This is a genomic window from Pseudonocardia sp. C8 (assembly GCF_014267175.1).
Lineage (GTDB): Bacteria > Actinomycetota > Actinomycetes > Mycobacteriales > Pseudonocardiaceae > Pseudonocardia.
The window spans coordinates 1,422,651-1,441,584 of sequence record NZ_JACMTR010000002.1 but is presented as its reverse complement, the minus strand read 5'-3'; the positions used below and the strand labels follow the sequence as shown (position 1 = coordinate 1,441,584).

Sequence of the window (18,934 nt, the reverse complement as noted above, 5' to 3'; positions counted from 1 at the left end):
CTCCGCACTCGTGCCGACGCTCACTCCGCAAGCTCCGTTCGGTGCCCGCCCAGCTCGTCACCGGTGTAGTACTTCTTCAGCTCGTCCATCTCGAACAGGTCGAACAGGTCCGACCGCATCGGGAGCTGCTCCTTGCGGGTCAGCTCCACGTCGTCCTCCCCGAGGGCCCGGCACACGAGCAACAGGTGCCGCCAGTCCGCCTCCATGACCGGGAAGTCGTCGCGGGTGTGCCCGCCGCGGGACTCCTGGCGCTCCAGGGCCGCCTTCCCGACGCACAGCGAGACCAGCAGCATGTTCCGCAGGTCCAGCGCGAGGTGCCAGCCGGGGTTGAACCGGCGGTGCCCCTCGACGGACACGGTGCGGGTGCGGACCGCGATGTCCTGGAGCTTCTTGAGCGCGAGCTCCATCTCGTCGGCCTTGCGGATGATGCCGACCAGCTCGTGCATCGTCTTCTGCAGTTCCTGGTGCACCACGAACGGGTTCTCCCCGCCCTCGGTGGCGGCCGCGAACGGCAGCAGCGCCCGGTCCACGGCCTGCTGCACGTCGGACTCGGCGACGGCCGGACGGCCCTTGCCGGCGTGCTGCGCGGCGTGCAGCCCGGCCCGGCGCCCGAACACCAGCAGGTCGGACAGCGAGTTCCCGCCGAGCCGGTTGGAGCCGTGCATGCCGCCGGCCACCTCGCCGGCCGCGAACAGCCCGGGCACCGACGACATCGCCGTGTCCGGCTCGACCTCGACCCCGCCCATCACGTAGTGGCAGGTCGGCCCGACCTCCATGGGCTCGGCGGTGATGTCGACGTCGGCCAGCTCCTTGAACTGGTGGTGCATCGACGGCAGCCGCTTGAGGATCTCCTCCGGCTTGAGCCGGGTGGAGACGTCGAGGAACACGCCGCCGTGCGGGCTCCCCCGCCCGGCCTTCACCTCGGAGTTGATCGCGCGGGCGACCTCGTCGCGGGGCAGCAGCTCCGGGGGGCGCCGGTTGTTGTCCGGGTCGGTGTACCAGCGGTCGGCCTCCTCCTCGGAGGTCGCGTACTGGTCGCGGAACACGTCCGGGACGTAGGAGAACATGAACCGCTCGCCGTCGGAGTTGCGCAGCACCCCGCCGTCGCCGCGGACCGACTCGGTCACCAGGATCCCCCGCACCGACGGCGGCCAGACCATCCCGGTGGGGTGGAACTGCAGGAACTCCATGTTGATCAGCGACGCTCCGGCGCGCAGGGCGAGCGCGTGGCCGTCGCCGGTGTACTCCCAGGAGTTCGACGTGACCGAGTAGCTCTTCCCGACCCCGCCGGTGGCCAGCACGATCGCCGGCGCGTCGAACCGGACGAACCGGCCGTCGTCGCGGAAGTAGCCGAAGCACCCGGAGATGGCGCCGTCCGTGGTGAACAGCTCCGTGATCGTGCACTCGTGGAAGACGCGGATCCGGGACTCGTGGTCCCCGGTCTCGGCGAAGTCCTCCTGCTGCAGCGACACGACCTTCTGCTGCAGGGTGCGGATCAGCTCCAGGCCGGTGCGGTCGCCGACGTGCGCCAGCCGCGGGTAGGTGTGCCCGCCGAAGTTCCGCTGGCTGATCTTGCCGTCGGCGGTCCGGTCGAACAGCGCGCCGTACGTCTCCAGCTCCCAGACCCGGTCCGGGGCCTCCCGGGCGTGCAGCTCGGCCATCCGCCAGTTGTTGAGGAACTTGCCGCCGCGCATGGTGTCGCGGAAGTGGACCTGCCAGTTGTCGTTCGGGTTGGCGTTGCCCATCGACGCCGCGCAGCCGCCCTCGGCCATCACGGTGTGCGCCTTGCCGAACAGCGACTTCGAGATGATCGCGGTCCGCTTGCCCTGCAGCCGCGCCTCGATCGCCGCACGCAGGCCGGCCCCGCCCGCACCGATCACGACGACGTCGTACTCGTACTGCTCGATCTGCTCGCTCACGCCGAGCTCACCCCACGATCCGCAGGTCGGAGATCCAACCGGCCGAGACGGCCATGACGTAGAAGTCGGTGAGGGCCAGGCTGGCCAGGGTGATCCACGCGTACAGCATGTGCCGGGTGTTCAGCCTGGTCACCCAGGTCCACATCCGGTAGCGCACCGGGTGCCGGGAGAAGTGGTTGAGCCGGCCGCCGACCACGCTGCGGCAGGAGTGGCAGGACAGCGTGTAGGCCCAGAGCAGGACGACGTTGACGACCAGCACGATGTTGCCCAGCCCCAGCCCGAACCCGCCGCCGGGCTTGGCGAACGCGACGACCGCGTCGTAGGTGTTGATCACCGAGATGATCGCCGCGATGTAGAAGAAGTAGCGGTGCAGGTTCTGCAGGATCAGCGGGAAGCGGGTCTCGCCGGTGTAGCGGGCGTGCGGCTCGGCCACCGCGCAGGCCGGGGGTGACAGCCAGAACGCCCGGTAGTAGGCCTTGCGGTAGTAGTAGCAGGTCAGCCGGAACAGGAGCAGGAACGGCAGCGAGACCGCCGCGTAGGGCAGCCACCAGACGTCGGGCAGGAAGCGGCCGAAGTGCGCGGCGCCCTCGACGCAGCCGGTGGACACGCACGGCGAGTAGAACGGCGTCAGGTAGCCGTACTCGGCGACGTAGTAGTACTCCTGCATGAAGGCGCGCACCGTGGCGTAGGCGACCCAGGCCACGAGCCCGACGAACGTCGCCAACGGTGGGAGCCACCACCGGTCGGTGCGCAGGGTGCGGGCGGCGATCGTGGCCCGGCCCGTGCCGGTGCCGGTGCGGCCGCTGGTGTCAGTGGTGGATGACACGCGCGGGAGCTCCTGTCGTCTCACCGGCACCACGCCCGGGCGGGCCCGGACACGGCGCCGTGTCGTCTCCTCGGACCACGCGACGGCGTGGTGCGCCAGAGGTTACGGCGTAGATCACATGTGTTCTACGCCGGCCTCCGTATCGACCCCCGTATCGAGACGTGGCTCACAGCGAGCGCCTCCGCACCCGGTGTGACGTGACCCGGTCGACGCCCCCGACCAGCGACGTCGATGTTCTGATTGATTCCGAGAAGGTCCGTTCCGCCGTCCGGGCCTCGCCAGAGAGGAGCACACACAGCACGATGCACGCGACATTGGATTCCATCTACCAGCGCGTCCTGGACCGCAACCCCGGGGAGACCGAGTTCCACCAGGCCGTCCGGGAGGTCCTGGAGAGCATCGGCCCGGCGGTGGACAAGCACCCCGAGTACGCCCAGGCCCGGATCGTCGAGCGGATCTGCGAACCCGAGCGGCAGATCATCTTCCGGGTGCCGTGGGAGGACGACGACGGCAACATCCACATCAACCGGGGCTTCCGGGTCGAGTTCAACAGCGCGCTCGGGCCCTACAAGGGCGGGCTGCGCTTCCACCCGTCGGTGCTGCTCGGGACGGTGAAGTTCCTCGGCTTCGAGCAGGTGTTCAAGAACGCGCTGACCGGCCTCCCGATCGGCGGGGGCAAGGGCGGCTCGGACTTCGACCCGCGCGGCCGCTCCGACCGCGAGGTCATGCGGTTCTGCCAGAGCTTCATGACCGAGCTCTACCGGCACCTGGGCGAGCACACCGACGTCCCCGCCGGGGACATGGGCGTCGGCGCCCGCGAGCTCGGCTTCCTGTTCGGGCAGTACAAGCGGATCACCAACCGCTACGAGTCCGGCGTGCTCACCGGCAAGGCCCTGGTCTACGGCGGCGCCCAGGTCCGCCGCGAGGCGACCGGCTACGGCTGCACGTTCTTCGTGGAGCGGGCGCTGCAGACCCGCGGTGACTCCCTCGCGGGCAAGGACGTCGTCGTGTCCGGCGCCGGCAACGTCGCGCTGTACACGGTCGAGAAGGTGCACCAGCTCGGTGGCCGGGTCGTCGCGGTGTCGGACTCGAGCGGCGTCGTCCACGATCCGAAGGGCGTCGACCTGGAGCTGCTCAAGGAGATCAAGGAGGTCCGCCGGGAGCGGGTCAGCACCTACGCCGACCAGGTCGGGCACGCCGAGTTCTCGTCCGACCGGTCGATCTGGGACGTGCCCTGCCAGGTCGCGCTGCCCTCGGCCACCCAGAACGAGCTCGACGCCGACGGCGCGCGCTCCCTGGTGCGGGGCGGCTGCCTGCTCGTCGGCGAGGGGGCGAACATGCCGACGACACCGGACGGGGTGCGCGTCCTGCGGGACGCGGGCGTGCTCTTCGCGCCGGGCAAGGCCGCGAACGCCGGCGGTGTCGCCGCGTCCGCGCTGGAGATGCAGCAGAACGCCTCGCGGGACTCGTGGACCTTCGAGTACTCCGAGCAGCGGCTCCGCGAGATCATGGTCGACGTGCACGACCGCTGCCACGCCACGGCCGACGAGTACGGCCGTCCCGGCGACTACGTGGCCGGGGCGAACATCGCCGGCTACGCCCGGGTCGCCGAGGCGATGCTCGCGCTCGGCCTGGTCTGACCCGCACACCGGGAAAAGGCCCGGCCCCTCCGCGCGGAGGGGGCCGGGCCTCTTTCCGGGGCGTGCTACTGCGTGCGCTTGCCGCCCACCGTTGCCGCGAGGTAGTCGCGGTTGAGCTGGGAGATCACGTCGAGCGGGATCTCCTTCGGGCAGGCGGTGGCGCAGGCACCGGTGTTGGTGCAGCCGCCGAAGCCGGCGTCCTCGTGCGTCTGGACCATGTTGACGACGCGCTCGTAGCGCTCCGGCTGGCCCTGCGGCAGCTCACCGAGGTGGGTCAGCTTGGCGCCCAGGAACAGCGACGCCGAGCCGTTCGGGCAGGCCGCCACGCAGGCCCCGCAGCCGATGCAGTTCGCCGCCGCGAACGCCCGGTCGGCGTGCGCCTTCGGCACCGCGTTGGCGTTGGCCTCCGGGGCCGACCCGGTGTTCACCGAGACGTAGCCGCCGGACTGGATGACCTTGTCGAACGCGCTGCGGTCGACGATCAGGTCCTTGACGACCGGGAACGACCCGGACCGGAACGGCTCGATGACGATCGTGTCGCCGTCGGAGTAGTGCCGCATGTGCAGCTGGCAGGTGGTCGTCGCCCGCTGCGGGCCGTGCGGCTGGCCGTCGATGACCATGCTGCACGCCCCGCAGATGCCCTCGCGGCAGTCGTGGTCGAACGCGACCGGCTCCTCGCCGGCGAGGATCAGCTTCTCGTTGAGGACGTCGAGCATCTCGAGGAACGACATGTCCGGGTCGGCCTCGACGTCATAGGTGGCCAGCCGGCCCTTGTCGACCGCGTCGCGCTGGCGCCAGACCTTCAGAGTCAGTTTCACGTCTGTGGCTCGCTTTACTTGTAGCTGCGCTGGGTCGGGTGCACGTACTCGAAGACGAGTTCCTCCTTGTGCAGGACGGGCGCCTGCCCGCGGCCGGTGTACTCCCAGGCCGAGGTGAAGGAGAAGTTCTCGTCGTCGCGCTGCGCCTCGCCGTCCTCGGTCTGGCTCTCGCCACGGAAGTGGCCACCGCAGGACTCGCGACGCACGAGCGCGTCCAGGCACATGAGCTCGCCCAGCTCGAGGAAGTCGGCCACCCGGCCGGCCTTCTCCAGGCTCTGGTTCAGCTCCGCCCCCGTACCGGGGACCTTGACGTTGCTCCAGAACTCGCGGCGCAGCTCCGGGATCCGGTCCAGCGCCTTGCGCAGGCCGTCCTCGGTCCGCTCCATGCCGCAGTAGTCCCACATGATCTGGCCGAGCTCGCGGTGGAACGAGTCCACCGTGCGCGTGCCGTTGATCGACAGCAGCTGGTCGATGCGGTCGGTGACGGACTTGACCGCCTCCTGGACCTCGGGCGCGTCCTCCGGAACCGGGGCGAGGTCGTGCTTGGCGATGTAGTCGCCGATGGTGACCGGGAGGACGAAGTAGCCGTCGGCCAGGCCCTGCATCAGCGCCGAGGCGCCGAGCCGGTTCGCGCCGTGGTCGGAGAAGTTGGCCTCACCGCCGACGTAGAGGCCCGGGATGGTCGACTGCAGGTCGTAGTCGACCCAGAGGCCGCCCATCGTGTAGTGCACGGCGGGGTAGATCCGCATCGGGACCTCGTACGGGTTCTCGCCCGTGATCCGCTCGTACATCTCGAAGAGGTTGCCGTACTTGGCCTCGACGGCCTTGCGGCCGAGCCGCTGGATGGCGTCGGAGAAGTCCAGGTACACCCCGAGACCGCCGGGCCCGACGCCGCGCTTCTCGTCGCAGACCTCCTTGGCGGCCCGGGACGCGATGTCGCGGGGCACCAGGTTGCCGAACGCCGGGTACTTGCGCTCCAGGAAGTAGTCGCGCTCCTCGTCCGGGATGTCGCCCGGCCTGCGGGTGTCACCGTGCTTCTTCGGGACCCAGACCCGGCCGTCGTTGCGCAGCGACTCCGACATCAGGGTCAGCTTCGACTGGTGGTCACCCGAGACCGGGATGCAGGTCGGGTGGATCTGGGTGAAGCACGGGTTGGCGAACAGCGCGCCCTTGCGGTGCGCCCGCCAGGAGGCGGTGACGTTGCAGCCCTTGGCGTTCGTCGACAGGTAGAAGACGTTGCCGTAGCCGCCCGAGCAGAGGACGACCGCGTCCGCGGTGTGGACCTCGATCTCGCCGGTGACCATGTCGCGGGCGACGATGCCGCGGGCCCGGCCCTCGACGACGATCAGCTCCAGCATCTCGTGCCGGGTGAACATCTCGACGGTGCCGGCCTGGACCTGGCGCTCCAGGGCCTGGTAGGCGCCGAGCAGCAGCTGCTGCCCGGTCTGGCCGCGGGCGTAGAAGGTCCGGGAGACCTGCACGCCGCCGAACGAGCGGGTGTCGAGCAGGCCGCCGTAGTCGCGGGCGAACGGGACGCCCTGGGCGACGCACTGGTCGATGATCTGGCGGCTGATCTCCGCGAGCCGGTGGACGTTCGACTCGCGGGCGCGGAAGTCGCCGCCCTTCACGGTGTCGTAGAACAGCCGGTAGACGCTGTCGCCGTCGTTGCGGTAGTTCTTCGCCGCGTTGATGCCGCCCTGCGCGGCGATCGAGTGCGCACGCCGCGGGCTGTCCTGGTAGCAGAACGTCTTGACCTGGTAGCCGGCCTCGCCCAGGGTCGCCGAGGCGGCGCCACCGGCCAGCCCCGATCCGACGACGATGATCTTCTTGGACCGCTTGTTGGCCGGGTTGACCAGCTTCACGCCGAACCGGCGGCGCTCCCAGCGGGTCTCGATCGGGCCGGACGGGACGGCCTTGTCGACGACCGGCTCGCCGACCGCGTAGTCGCTGTAGCTCACGTGGTGGGTGTTGGCGTCAGTCATGGGTCAGACCACTCCGAACGTGACGGCGAGGGGCACCGAGACGAACCCCAGGGTGAGCACGACGGCGAACGCCGTGGACACCGCCTTGATGGTGCGCTCGCGGCTGTTGGTCGACAGGCCGAGCGTCTGGATGCCCGACCAGATGCCGTGCCGGACGTGGAAGCCGAGCGCGACGACGGCCAGGACGTAGAACAGGGTCACGTACCACCGGGCCAGGGTGAAGTCGGCGGTGACGTTGTCGTAGACCTGCAGGTGCTCGCCGTTCGGGTTCAGCGTGCCCGTGGTGAGGTCGAGCAGGTGGTAGACCACGAACAGCGCGATGATGACGCCGCCCCACCGCATGGTGCGGGCCGCGTAGCTGCCCTTGACCTTGTTCGTGCCGCCGGCGTACTTGATCGGCCGGGCCCGCTTCGCGCGCAGCGTGAGCACGGTCGCCGACCAGATGTGCGCGACGACCGACACGAGCAGCACCACGCGGACGATCCACAGCATGCCCTCGTGCGGCAGCGCGGGCTCCAGGATCGTGCGCAGCCAGGCCGCGTAATGGTCGATCGCCTCGGGACCGAAGAAGATCTTCAGGTTCCCGATCATGTGCAGGACGACGTAGAGCAGCAGGAAGACGCCGCTCACCGCCATCACGAACTTCAGGTACGCACTCGGCGTGCGTGGGCGCCGGGGCTCGGCGACGCCGCCGCCCGCCCGGGACTTCTCGGACATCGTGACCACGGACGCCAGTGGACATAGCAAGCAGTGCAGCCGTCCAATGCATCGGGCGGTCGACTCTCATAGCAGTAGGCTATGCAGGTGACACTTCAGCAGCTCATGTACTTCGTGGCCGTGGCCGACGTGCGCAGCTTCACTCGTGCGGCCGACCAGGTGGGTGTCGCACAGCCCACGCTGAGCCGGGCGCTGCGGTCGCTGGAGGACGAGCTGGGTGCCCCGCTGATCAACCGGGGCTCCGTGCTGACGCTGACCCCGGCCGGCGAGGCCGTGCTCCCGCTGGCCCAGCGCATGCTCGCCGACTCCGACACCGTCCGCACGACGGTGGCGGAGCTGGTGGGGCTGCGCAGCGGCCGGGTGCGGATCGGGGCGACGCCGTCGCTGTGCATCGGGGTGCTGTCGGACGTGCTGCGCGTCTTCCACGCGCGGCACCCGGAGATCGCCGTCGAGCTCGCCGAGGACGGCGCGCAGCCGCTGGTGACGGCGCTGGTGACCGGCGAGCTCGACATCGCGCTGGTGATCGTGCCACCGGAGGGCGTGGACCCGGCCCTGCACAGCGCTCCCCTGCTGCGGGAACGGCTGTCGGTCGCCTCTCCCCGGGCGCGGCGCCCGCTCACCGCACGGGGATCGATCTCGATCACCGAGCTGGCCCGGCACGACCTGGTGATGGTGCGCAAGGGGTACGACCTCCGGGAGGTGACGCTCCGGGCCTACGCCGAGGCCGGGGTGCGACCCCGGATCGCGGTGGAGGGCGGCCAGATGGACGCGGTGCTGCGGATGGTCGAGGCCGGGACCGGGGTCGCGGTGGTGCCCGACCTGGTGTTCGCCGGGCGGCCCCGGCTGCGCCGGACCGTGCTGAACCCGGCCCTGCACCGGACGGTGGCCCTGGCCCGGCGCGCCGACATCGCCCCGACCCCGGCGGTGATCGCCTTCGCCGACACCCTGCTGGAGCACATGTCGGACACGTCGGCGTCGCTGCGGGAGGGGACGAGCGACGTGCAGGTGCTGCACCGGCACCGGTCAGGCCGGGAGCTGCTCGGCTGATCTCCGGCGCCGCGGATCTCGGTGGTGCCGGCACCCGGTCGTGCCGGCACCCGCAGCCGCGCGGCGCGCGACGCTCACGAAACCCGGAGACGCTCGCTCCATCCCGCGAGCACTTCCAGATTCGGTGAGCGTTTCGACCGGGGCGACGGCCGGAGCCGGGGTGTGTTGGTCAGTCGCCGTCGGGCGGGGCCTCGCCGAGCTCGTCGGCGTCCGCGCCCGCCGCGGCGATCTCGTCCTTGACCACGCCGTACGCGACGCCGGGGCCGTAGCCCTTCCGGGCCAGCATCCCGACCAGCTTGCGCGCGGTGGCCTGGCGCTCCTCGCGGGAGCCGACGGGCAGGCTCCGGAGCCGCCGTGCGACCAGCTCGCGGGCGCGTTCGCGCTCGGAGTCCTCGTCGATCCCGGTGAGTGCCTCGTCGGCGGTGTCCCGGTCGACGCCCTTGCGCTGCAGCTCCCGGGCGATCGCCCGCTTGCCCAGGCCGCGGTAGTGGTGCCGCGAACGCACCCACTGGTCGGCGAACGCCCGGTCGTCGACGAGGCCGACCTCGTCGAACCGTTCGAGGACACGCGCCGCGACCTCGTCGGGGATCTCCTTGCGGCGCAAGGCGTCACCGAGTTCCTTCACGGTGCGGGCGCGGTCGGTGAGCAGGCGCAGGCAGATCTCCTTCGCCCGCGCCTCCTGCTCCGCGGGGGTCTCCTCGCGGTCGGGTGTCCCGGCCTCGGCACGGCGTGCACGACGCCGGCCACGCCCGGGGCGGGACGCAGCTCCCTCGGACGCGGCACTGCCCGGCCGGCCCGCTCCGCCGGCATCGGCTCCCCGGCGGCCGCCCGCGCGGTCGCTGCGGGATCGACCGCGCCCGCCGGCGAGCTGCTCGAACGGGACCGCTCGGGGGCCGTCCGGACGCTCCCCGTCCGGTGGACCGGCGTCGGGGACCGGCTCCCCGATCGTGACGACCCGCGGAACGTCACCGGCCTCCGGCGGGCCCCCGGTGCTCAGCTCCTCGAACGTGACCGTGCGCGGTGTGGTCTCCACACCGCTGCCGGGCTCGGACGGCGCGGACGGCCCGCACTGCTCGGCAGGTGCACCGGGCGACGCGACAGTGGGGTCGGCCCAGCTCCCGGCCTCGATGCCGGTGGTGAGCTCGGCCCAGCTCCCGGCCTCGATGTCGGCAGCGCCACCGGTGTCCTCGCCCGCGGCGGGGCCCGGTGGGCGGGTTTCGCCGAACAGCTCGTCGAGCGAGGCGGTGCGGGGGCCGGAGGGCTCCGCACCGCCCGCCTCGGAGGTGTCCCGCGGGCCGGTGTGCGGGGGCACGCTCAGAAGTCGACCGGGGCCGGCAGCGGCTCGACCGGAGAGGTCTCCTCGGCGTCGACGACCGCGCCGATGCCGAGCTTCTCCTTGATCCGCTTCTCGATCTCCGCGGCGACGTCCGGGTTCTCCTTGAGGAACTTGCGGGCGTTCTCCTTGCCCTGCCCCATCTGGTCGCCCTCGTAGGTGTACCAGGCACCGGACTTGCGGATGATCCCCTGCTCGACGCCGACGTCGATCAGCGATCCCTCCTTGCTGATCCCGACGCCGTAGAGCACGTCGAACTCGGCCTGCTTGAACGGCGGGGCCACCTTGTTCTTCACGACCTTGACGCGGGTCCGGCTGCCGACCATGTCGGTGCCGTCCTTGAGGGTCTCGATCCGGCGGATGTCCATGCGGACCGAGGCGTAGAACTTCAGCGCCTTGCCACCGGTCGTGGTCTCCGGGGACCCGAACATCACGCCGATCTTCTCGCGCAGCTGGTTGATGAAGATCGCGGTGGTGCCGGAGTTGCTGAGTGCACCGGTGATCTTCCGCAGCGCCTGGCTCATGAGCCGGGCCTGCAGTCCGACGTGGCTGTCCCCCATCTCGCCCTCGATCTCGGCACGCGGCACGAGCGCGGCGACCGAGTCGATGACGATGATGTCGAGCGCGCCGGAGCGGATCAGCATGTCCGCGATCTCCAGCGCCTGCTCGCCGGTGTCCGGCTGGGACACCAGCAGCTCGTCGGTGTCGACACCGAGCGCCTTGGCGTACTCCGGGTCGAGCGCGTGCTCGGCGTCGACGAACGCGGCCACACCACCTGCCGCCTGGGCGTTCGCCACGGCGTGCAGCGCGACCGTCGTCTTACCGCTGGACTCCGGGCCGTAGATCTCGATCACGCGGCCGCGGGGGATCCCGCCGACCCCGAGCGCGACGTCGAGCGCGATGGAGCCGGTGGAGATGGCACTGACCGGGGTGCGCGCCTGGTCGCCCAGGCGCATCACCGAGCCCTTGCCGTGGTTCTTCTCGATCTGGGCGAGGGCGAGTTCGAGCGCCTTCTCGCGGTCCGGAGCGGACATCTCTTGACTCCTCGCTGGTGTGCGATCAGGGCTTGCAGTCGTCTTTCGGGGAGGCATACCGCAACGGTATGGGGTACCCCCGACGGTTTCGGCGGCCGGATCGGCGCCTGTGGACAACTCGCCGGGTCGTGCAGCATCGCGTCCCGGGACCACGATAGCCGAACACGCGTTCGACCCGATACCGGAACACGCCGACCGGACGCCCCGGGGAGCCGAGCGGTCCACCTCCCACCGGGAACCGCCCCGTCGCTCGACCGTCACGATCCCGTCGCGCGAGCCGGCGACGGATCCCGGCCGGTCAGCGCCGTGCGCGCGGCACCTCGAAGTGCTCGCACACCGCGCGCCAGACCCGGCGCAGGTCGACCCCGGACTCGATCGCCTGCTCGACGGTCTGCCCGTCCAGCTCGGCGAACACGTGGTCACGGGACAGCGACGCCGCCCGCACCGGCCCGAACTCGGCCTCCATCAGCTCGCGGAAGTGGCTCAGTCGCACGCCGCGAGGGTAGACGCCCACCGATCCGGTCGGTTCCGGCCCATGGTCGCGGGTACACCGGTAGGATGGGAGATATGTCCGAACTGCTGGCCGCGGTGCCCGTGGACGTCGCCGACGACGTCCTCGCGACGACCGGCATCGGCTCCCCGCTCGCCTGGCAGATCGTCTCGCTGCTGGCGCTGGTCTCCGCGCTCGTCGTGCTGCTGCGCTGGTGGATCCACCAGCGGAGGCGCTGACACCGGAGCTCAGCCCTCCACCGGCCGGGCCGCCCGCAGCACCACCGCCAGGAACGGCACCGTGAGCACCGTCGCGACGACCCCCAGTACCGCGTAGCCCGCGACCGCCACCAGCCCCCCGGCCGCGACACCCGCCACCGCCCCGCCGAGGTTCATCGCGACGTCCACCGCGCCCTGCACCCGCGGCCGCTCCGCCACCGGCACCGAGGCCGTCAGCAGCGCGGACCCGCCGACCAGCGACCCGGACCATCCCAGCCCGAGCAGCACCAGGCCCACCGTGAGCAGGGTGGTCGCCGTCGGCGCGGCCAGCGCGCACACGGCGCCGGCGGCGGTGAGCAGCACCGCGGCGCCGGCCAGCACCCGTCCGGCCCCCAGGCGGTCGGCCAGCCAGCCGAACACCGGGCTGAGCGCGTACATCCCCGCGATGTGCAGGCTGATCACCAGGCCGACGACGGTCAGCGCGGCGCCCCCGTGATCCATGTGCACCGGTGTCATCGCCATCAGCCCGACCATCACGGCGTGTCCCAGCACGACCCCGGCCGCACCGACCAGCGCCCGGCGCGAACCACGCAGCACCGCCCACGGCCGCGCCGTCCCCGCGTCCGCCGCGGAGCTGCCGGGGACGGCCGCGGCGGCGCGTTCCCGCGCCCGCACCAGCGGGTCCGGGCGGAGACCGGCCCAGCTCACCAGCACCGCGGCGGCGAACGCCGCCGAGCAGAGCAGGTACGGACCGGTCGCCGGATCGAGCCCCGTCCCGGCCGCGACGGCCTGCAGCGGCCCGAGCAGGTTCGGCCCGGCCACCGCACCGACCGTCGTCGCCCACACGACGAGTGCCAGCGCCCGGGCGGCCCGGTCGGGCGCCGCCAGGTCGGTCGCGGCGTACCGCGCCGCCAGCCCGACCGCCGACCCGGACCCGAGCAGCACCAGTGCCACCAGCAACGCCGCTGTGCTGCCCGCCTCGGTCGCGAGGACGGCACCCACGCCTCCCACGAGCGCGATCAGGTAGCCGCCGGCAAGGGCGGGGCGGCGGCCACGGCGCTGCGCCACCCGGGCGACCACGGCGGCGCTTCCGGCGGCACCGAGCACGGCCGCCGTCTGCGCGGCGCCGCCCACCGCGGGTGATCCGGACAACCGCGTGGCGACCAGCGAGCTGACCGAGATCGCGGTCGCGACGGCGATGCCCCCGAGCACCTGGCCGGCGGCGAGGACGGCGAGCAGGCGGGGCTGGGCGGGATCCTGGACGTCCGGGGCCACGGTCACGCTCGTCGATGCTGCCCGGCCGGGGCGGCGGATTCCACCGCGTTACGCTTCCCGACCGATCACGGGCGACGACCGGGAGGACGGTGGCGGCATGGCACGCGCGAAGGACGGGCTCGACATCGAGGACGCCTACCGCCTGGTGTCCGACGTCCTGGCGGGCGCGGTCCGCGAGACGCTGGCCGAGCCGGGGCCGGACCCGGCCCGGTTCGCCGTCCGGCAGCTGACCGCCGTCGACGACGAGCTCCCGGAGGAGGCGACGCCGCCGGGCTGGTCGCTGGCGTTCCTGGTCCTCGCCGACTGGTACGACGCCGCCCGCACCGCCCTGTCCGGCACCGACGACCGCGCCGAGCGGGCGCTGGGCTGGATCGAGCGGAACCTCGGGCGCCGCTACGCCGCGCGGGCCCGGTACACCATCACCCCGCTGGTCGATCCCGCGAACGCCCGGGAGACCTCGCTCTACGTCGAGGCGCTCGGCGAGGACTTCCTGCCCACGATGGTCTGGACGGTCGCCGGCCTGGTCGCCGAGTTCCCCGCCGACGACGCCGACGAGGTCTGGCCCCGCACCCGGGCCGACGAGGCGCGCACGAGGACCTGACGCCCCGCCACCGCGAAACTGTCGGTGCCCCGCCGCATGATGGTCGGCGTGAGCGCACTCGACGGTTTCTCCCCCGCGACCCGCCAGTGGTTCGGCGGTGCGTTCGCCGCGCCCACCGCCGCCCAGGAAGGCGCGTGGGTTGCCGCGCAGAAGGGGCGGAACGCGCTGGTCGTGGCCCCGACCGGGTCCGGGAAGACGTTGGCGGCGTTCCTCTGGGCGCTGGACCGGCTCGCGGTGACCCCGCCGCCCGCCGAGCCGCGGCACCGGTGCCGGGTCCTCTACGTCTCGCCGCTCAAGGCGCTCGCCGTCGACGTCCAGCGCAACCTGCGTTCCCCGCTCGCCGGGATCCGGCAGGCCGCGCAGCGGCTCGGCGAGCCGGTCCCCGACATCACCGTCGGCATGCGGACCGGCGACACCCCGGCCGACGAGCGCAGGCAGTTCGCCCGGACCCCGCCGGACGTGCTGGTGACGACGCCGGAGTCGTTGTTCCTGCTGCTCACCTCGGCCGCGCGGGAGTCACTGCGCGGGGTCTCGACGGTGATCGTCGACGAGGTGCACGCCGTCGCGGGCACCAAGCGCGGCGCGCACCTGGCGCTGTCGCTGGAGCGCCTGGAGGAGATCACCGAGGCCGCGCCGCAACGGATCGGGCTGTCCGCGACGGTCCGGCCGGTCGACGAGGTGTCGACGTTCCTGTCCGGGGCCCGGCCGGTGGAGGTCGTCCGGCCGAGCACGCCGAAGACGATCCGGGTCGAGGTCCAGGTGCCCGTGCCGGATCTCGCCGCGCTCGACGAGCGGCCGGCCCCGGGCAGCTCCGACGAGGAGGTCGTCGGCTCGGCCGCGGGCACGGCGCAGCGGCCCTCGATCTGGCCCGCGGTCGAGGAACGGCTGCTCGACCTGGTCGGCCGGCACCGCTCGACGATCGTGTTCGCGAACTCCCGGCGGCTCGCCGAGCGGCTCACCTCGCGGCTGAACGAGCTCGCGGCCGAGAAGGCGGAGGCGGCGGCCGGCGGGATCCCCGACCTCGACGACGGTCCGGGCGCCGGCGCCTTTCCCGCCGAGGCCGTCGGGCAGTCCGGTGTGGGCGGCGGCGCGCCGGCCTCGGTGGCGAAGGCCCACCACGGGTCGATGTCCCGCGACCAGCGCACCCTCGTCGAGGAGGAGCTGAAGTCCGGGGTGCTGCCGTGCGTGGTCGCGACGTCGAGCCTGGAGCTGGGCATCGACATGGGCGCGGTCGACCTGGTGGTGCAGGTGGAGGCACCGCCGTCGGTCGCGTCCGGGCTGCAGCGGGTCGGCCGCGCCGGGCACCGGGTCGGTGCGGTGTCCGAGGGCGTGGTGTTCCCGAAGTTCCGCGGCGACCTGGTGTCCTGCGCGGTCGTCGCCGAGCGGATGACCTCCGGGGCGATCGAGTCGACCCGCTACCCGCGCAACCCGCTCGACGTGCTCGCCCAGCAGATCGTGGCGATGGTCGCGCTGGAGCCGTGGACGCTGCCCGACCTCGCCGCCACGGTCCGGCGGGCCGCCCCGTTCGCGGCGCTGCCGGACTCCGCGCTGCACTCGGTGCTCGACATGCTGGCCGGGCGCTACCCGTCGGAGGAGTTCGGCGAGCTCCGCGCCCGGATCACCTGGGACCGGGTCACCGACGAGCTGCGCGGCCGGCCCGGTGCGCAACGGCTCGCGGTGACCTCCGGCGGCACCATCCCGGACCGCGGCCTGTTCACCGTGATGACCCCCGGCGGCGCCGAGGGCGCCGGGTCGCGGGTCGGTGAGCTCGACGAGGAGATGGTCTACGAGTCCCGGGTCGGGGACACCTTCCTGCTGGGGACGTCGTCGTGGCGGGTCGAGGACATCACGCACGACCGGGTCATCGTGACCCCGGCGCCGGGGGTGCCGGCGCGGATGCCGTTCTGGAAGGGCGAGTCGATCGGCCGGCCGCTGGAGCTGGGCCGGGCGGTCGGCGCGTTCGTCCGGGAGATGTCCGGGCTGTCCGAGGACGCGGCCCGGGAGCGGGCCGCCGCGGCCGGGCTCGACCCGTGGGCCTGCGACAACCTGTTGTCCTACCTGCGCGAGCAGCGTGAGGCGACCCGGCACGTCCCCAGCGACCGGACCATCCTCGTGGAACGGTTCCGCGACGAGCTGGGCGACTGGCGGCTGGTGGTGCACTCCCCGTTCGGCGCGCAGGTCAACGGCCCGTGGGCGCTGGCGATCGCGGCCCGGATGCGGGAGCGGCGCGGCGTCGAGGTGAGCGCCTCCGGGGCCGACGACGGCATCGTGCTGCGGCTGCCGGACGCCGTCGACGACGCGGGGGCCGAGGTGGTCCCGGCCGCCGAGGACGTGTTGCTCGAGCCCGGCGAGGTCGAGCAGATCGTCGTGGCGGAGCTGGGGAACTCCGCGCTCTACGCCTCCCGGTTCCGGGAGTGCGCGGCGCGTGCCCTGCTGCTCCCCCGCCGTGACCCGCGGCGGCGCAGCCCGCTGTGGCAACAGCGGCAGCGGTCGGCGCAGCTGCTCGGGGTGGCCGGGAGGTTCGAGCAGTTCCCGATCACCCTCGAGGCGATGCGGGAGTGCGTGCAGGACGTCTACGACCTGCCCGGGCTGCGCGCGCTGATGGCCGACGTCGGAGCGCGGAAGGTGAAGATCGCGGAGGTCGAGACGCCGCAGCCGTCGCCGTTCGCCCGCAGCCTGCTGTTCGGCTACGTCGGGATGTTCCTCTACGAGGCCGACGCGCCGCTGGCCGAGCGCCGGGCGGCGGCGTTGTCGCTGGACTCGACGCTGCTGTCGGAGCTGCTCGGCTCGGAGGCGATCCGCGAGCTGCTCGACCCGGAGGTGCTCGCCGAGGTCGAGGCGCAGCTGCAGCGCACCGACCCGGACCGGCACGTCCGCGACGTCGAGGGCGCCGCGGACCTGCTGCGGTTCGTCGGTGACCTGTCCGAGGCCGGCGGGCGGGCCCGCGGCGTCGCCCCGGCGTGGTTCACGGAGCTGGAACGGGCCCGCCGCGCGCTGCGGGTGCGGATCGCCGGCGAGGAGCGGTTCGTCGCGATCGAGGACGCCGGCCGCGTCCGGGACGCGCTGGGAACGGCCCTGCCGGTCGGCGTGCCGGAGGTGTTCACCGAGCCGGTCCCGGACCCGCTGGGTGACCTCGTGCTGCGCTACGCGCGCACGCACGGCCCGTTCACCGCGGCCGAGTGCGCGGCGCGGTTCGGGCTCGGTGTGGCCGTCGTGGCCGGGGTGCTGGACCGGTTGACCGGGACCGGGCGGCTGGTCAAGGGCGAGCTGCGCCCACCGGCGGCGATGCCGGCCGGATCGCACGCCGAGACCGAGTACTGCGACGCCGAGGTGCTGCGCCGGCTGCGGCGCGCGTCGCTGGCGAAACTGCGGCACGAGGTGGAGCCGGTCGAGCAGCGGGCCCTGGGCCGGTTCCTGCCCGCCTGGCAGGGCGTCCAGGTGCGGGCGGGCTCCGAACGGCGCGGGCGGGTGCGGCGCGCACCGGCCGCCGAGGACGTCCTCGGCGTGGTCGAGCAGCTGGCCGGGGCGCCGCTCCCGGCGAGCGCCGTGGAGTCGTTGATCCTGCCCGCCCGGCTGCCCGGCTACACCCCCGCGCTGCTCGACGAGCTGACGGCGGCCGGCGAGGTCACCTGGGCCGGGTGCGGCGCGCTCGCCGGGCAGGACGGCTGGCTCGCGCTGGCCCCGGCCGACGTGGCGGACCTGCTGTTGCCCGCGCCCGACCTCGACACCGCGGGCACCCCCCTGCACGCCGCGGTGCTCGCCGCGCTCGGCCTGCCGGATCCGGCCGCCCTGACCGACCCGGACCGCGCCGCCGAGCAGGCCGGCGGGGCGCTCTTCTTCCGCGAGCTCGCCACCCGGGCGGGACTGCTGCTCACGGAACAGGGCGAGCCGGCCCCCTCCGACGACGACGTGGTCGCCACCGTGTGGGACCTGGTCTGGGCCGGGGCGCTGACCAACGACACGCTCGGTCCGCTGCGGGCCCGGCTCACCGGCGGCGGCAGCCGGCGTGGTGGCGCCGGGCGGCCGGGTGGTGCGCACCGCCCGGGGCGCCGGGCTCCCCGCGGCCGGTACGCGCAGCTGCGCGCGGGCCGGCCGCCGATGCCGAGCCGGACCGGCCCGCCGTCGGTCGGGGGGCGCTGGTCGGTCGCGGTCACCCGCGAGCCGGATCCGACCCGACGCGCCCACGCGGCGGCGGAAGCGTTCCTCGAGCGGCACGGCGTGCTGACCCGCGGCGCCCTCGGCACCGAGCGGGTGAGTGGCGGGTTCGCGGGGGTCTACAACGTGCTCCGGGCGATGGAGGAGTCCGGCCGGTGCCGGCGGGGTTACATCGTCGAGGGGCTCGGCGCCGCGCAGTTCGCGGTTCCCGGGGCGATCGACCGGGTCCGGGCGCTGGCCGGCCCGGAGGGACCGGTCCGGGCCTCGCCGCACGGCACGACGGGTGCGGGCCCCGTTCCCGCAGGCGACGGCGGACCCGATCCCGTCGCGGACGGCTCCGGGCGCCCGGGCCCGTTCGACGGCGTCCCCGACGACCTGCGCGGCCCGGCGATGTTCCCGGGATCCGGCGCCGGCCGCCACGACGAGTTCGACGGCCCCGGTCACGGCTCCGCCGCCGCCCGGGACGCCTGGCGTTCCCTGCCCCGGGTGGTTCTCGCCGCGGCCGACCCGGCCCAGCCCTACGGTGCCGCGCTGCCCTGGCCGGAGACCGCGGGCGAGACGAAGCACCGGCCGGGCCGGAAGGCGGGCGCCCTGGTCGCCCTGGTCGACGGCGCCCCCGCGCTGTACGTCGAGCGGGGCGGCAAGTCGCTGCTGTCGTTCACCACCGACCACGACGAGCTCCGTGCGGGCGCCGAGGCCCTGGCCGGTGCCGTGCACGAGGGCTGGCTCGGGTCCCTCGCGGTCGCGCGGGCCGACGGGGAGGACTCGCTGGCGTCCGCGCTGTCCGAGGTGCTCACCGAGGCCGGGTTCCGGGTGACGCCGAAGGGGCTGCGGCTGCGGGCGTGACCGGGCCGGCGAGGTGCGGGCCCCGGTGGGCTA

14 protein-coding genes are annotated in these 18,934 nt (G+C 73.2%); 5 read left to right on the top strand and 9 right to left on the bottom strand.

Going from position 1 to position 18,934, the window contains the following annotated elements:
* Nucleotides 1-20 precede the first annotated feature (20 nt).
* Both H7X46_RS07345 and H7X46_RS07340 read right to left on the bottom strand, forming a co-directional pair.
* On the bottom strand, nt 21-1,919 hold the full coding sequence (locus tag H7X46_RS07345; RefSeq protein ID WP_186358682.1) for a fumarate reductase/succinate dehydrogenase flavoprotein subunit: 1,899 nt from the start codon (nt 1,917-1,919) through the stop codon (nt 21-23).
* 7 nt (nt 1,920-1,926) lie between these two features.
* A complete protein-coding gene (locus tag H7X46_RS07340) occupies nt 1,927-2,745 on the bottom strand; it encodes a hypothetical protein (RefSeq protein WP_186358681.1) in 819 nt (272 codons plus the stop codon).
* A gap of 302 nt (nt 2,746-3,047) precedes the next feature.
* Here H7X46_RS07340 and gdhA point away from each other — a divergent pair, with 302 nt between their 5' ends.
* Nucleotides 3,048-4,385 carry an NADP-specific glutamate dehydrogenase gene (gdhA, locus tag H7X46_RS07335; protein ID WP_186358680.1) on the top strand — a complete coding sequence of 446 codons (1,338 nt, stop codon included), beginning with the start codon at nt 3,048-3,050 and terminating at the stop codon, nt 4,383-4,385.
* Between the two features lie 65 nt (nt 4,386-4,450).
* On the opposite strand, the gene H7X46_RS07330 is transcribed toward gdhA, so the two are convergent.
* The 3 genes from H7X46_RS07330 to H7X46_RS07320 are packed head-to-tail and all read right to left on the bottom strand — an operon-like array spanning nt 4,451 to nt 7,902.
* A complete protein-coding gene (locus H7X46_RS07330; protein ID WP_186358679.1) occupies nt 4,451-5,203 on the bottom strand; it encodes a succinate dehydrogenase/fumarate reductase iron-sulfur subunit in 753 nt (250 codons plus the stop codon).
* 14 nt (nt 5,204-5,217) lie between these two features.
* Nucleotides 5,218-7,185, bottom strand: coding sequence for a fumarate reductase/succinate dehydrogenase flavoprotein subunit (locus H7X46_RS07325; protein WP_186358678.1), 1,968 nt, complete (start codon nt 7,183-7,185; stop codon nt 5,218-5,220).
* Nucleotides 7,186-7,188: 3 nt separating this feature from the next.
* Nucleotides 7,189-7,902: a succinate dehydrogenase cytochrome b subunit gene (locus H7X46_RS07320; protein ID WP_186362508.1), complete on the bottom strand. Its 714-nt coding sequence runs from the start codon at nt 7,900-7,902 to the stop codon at nt 7,189-7,191.
* Between the two features lie 87 nt (nt 7,903-7,989).
* On the opposite strand from H7X46_RS07320, the gene H7X46_RS07315 reads away from it, so the two are divergent.
* On the top strand, nt 7,990-8,949 hold the full coding sequence (locus tag H7X46_RS07315) for a LysR family transcriptional regulator (RefSeq protein WP_370588649.1): 960 nt from the start codon (nt 7,990-7,992) through the stop codon (nt 8,947-8,949).
* A 169-nt stretch (nt 8,950-9,118) separates the two neighbouring features.
* On the opposite strand, the gene H7X46_RS30545 is transcribed toward H7X46_RS07315, so the two are convergent.
* The 3 genes from H7X46_RS30545 to H7X46_RS07300 all read right to left on the bottom strand — a co-directional run bounded on the left by H7X46_RS30545 (nt 9,119) and on the right by H7X46_RS07300 (nt 11,809).
* Nucleotides 9,119-10,261, bottom strand: coding sequence for a RecX family transcriptional regulator (locus tag H7X46_RS30545; RefSeq protein ID WP_370588648.1), 1,143 nt, complete (start codon nt 10,259-10,261; stop codon nt 9,119-9,121).
* A gap of 2 nt (nt 10,262-10,263) precedes the next feature.
* A complete protein-coding gene (recA, locus tag H7X46_RS07305) occupies nt 10,264-11,316 on the bottom strand; it encodes a recombinase RecA (RefSeq protein ID WP_186358677.1) in 1,053 nt (350 codons plus the stop codon).
* A gap of 298 nt (nt 11,317-11,614) precedes the next feature.
* Nucleotides 11,615-11,809 (bottom strand): DUF3046 domain-containing protein, encoded by a 195-nt coding sequence (locus tag H7X46_RS07300; protein WP_186358676.1) that lies wholly within the window; start codon nt 11,807-11,809, stop codon nt 11,615-11,617.
* 74 nt (nt 11,810-11,883) lie between these two features.
* Here H7X46_RS07300 and H7X46_RS07295 point away from each other — a divergent pair, with 74 nt between their 5' ends.
* A complete protein-coding gene (locus H7X46_RS07295; protein ID WP_186358675.1) occupies nt 11,884-12,045 on the top strand; it encodes a hypothetical protein in 162 nt (53 codons plus the stop codon).
* Nucleotides 12,046-12,054: 9 nt separating this feature from the next.
* Here the strand turns inward: H7X46_RS07295 and H7X46_RS07290 are convergent, their stop codons facing one another.
* On the bottom strand, nt 12,055-13,305 hold the full coding sequence (locus tag H7X46_RS07290) for an MFS transporter (protein WP_186358674.1): 1,251 nt from the start codon (nt 13,303-13,305) through the stop codon (nt 12,055-12,057).
* Between the two features lie 91 nt (nt 13,306-13,396).
* Here H7X46_RS07290 and H7X46_RS07285 point away from each other — a divergent pair, with 91 nt between their 5' ends.
* Complete coding sequence (locus tag H7X46_RS07285) at nt 13,397-13,900, top strand: hypothetical protein (RefSeq protein ID WP_186358673.1); 504 nt, start codon at nt 13,397-13,399, stop codon at nt 13,898-13,900.
* 39 nt (nt 13,901-13,939) lie between these two features.
* Nucleotides 13,940-18,901, top strand: coding sequence for an ATP-dependent helicase (locus H7X46_RS07280; protein ID WP_370589057.1), 4,962 nt, complete (start codon nt 13,940-13,942; stop codon nt 18,899-18,901).
* The last annotated feature ends 33 nt before the right edge of the window (nt 18,902-18,934 follow it).

Bases quoted from the DNA above. Each gene is read 5' to 3' on its own strand.
- recA (WP_186358677.1), bottom strand. From the start codon at position 11,316: ATGTCCGCTCCGGACCGCGAGAAGGCGCTCGAACTCGCCCTCGCCCAG.
- H7X46_RS07320 (WP_186362508.1), bottom strand. From the start codon at position 7,902: ATGTCCGAGAAGTCCCGGGCGGGCGGCGGCGTCGCCGAGCCCCGGCGC.
- H7X46_RS07295 (WP_186358675.1), top strand. From the start codon at position 11,884: ATGTCCGAACTGCTGGCCGCGGTGCCCGTGGACGTCGCCGACGACGTC.
- H7X46_RS07325 (WP_186358678.1), bottom strand. From the start codon at position 7,185: ATGACTGACGCCAACACCCACCACGTGAGCTACAGCGACTACGCGGTC.
- gdhA (WP_186358680.1), top strand. From the start codon at position 3,048: ATGCACGCGACATTGGATTCCATCTACCAGCGCGTCCTGGACCGCAAC.
- H7X46_RS07285 (WP_186358673.1), top strand. From the start codon at position 13,397: ATGGCACGCGCGAAGGACGGGCTCGACATCGAGGACGCCTACCGCCTG.
- H7X46_RS07280 (WP_370589057.1), top strand. From the start codon at position 13,940: ATGGTCGGCGTGAGCGCACTCGACGGTTTCTCCCCCGCGACCCGCCAG.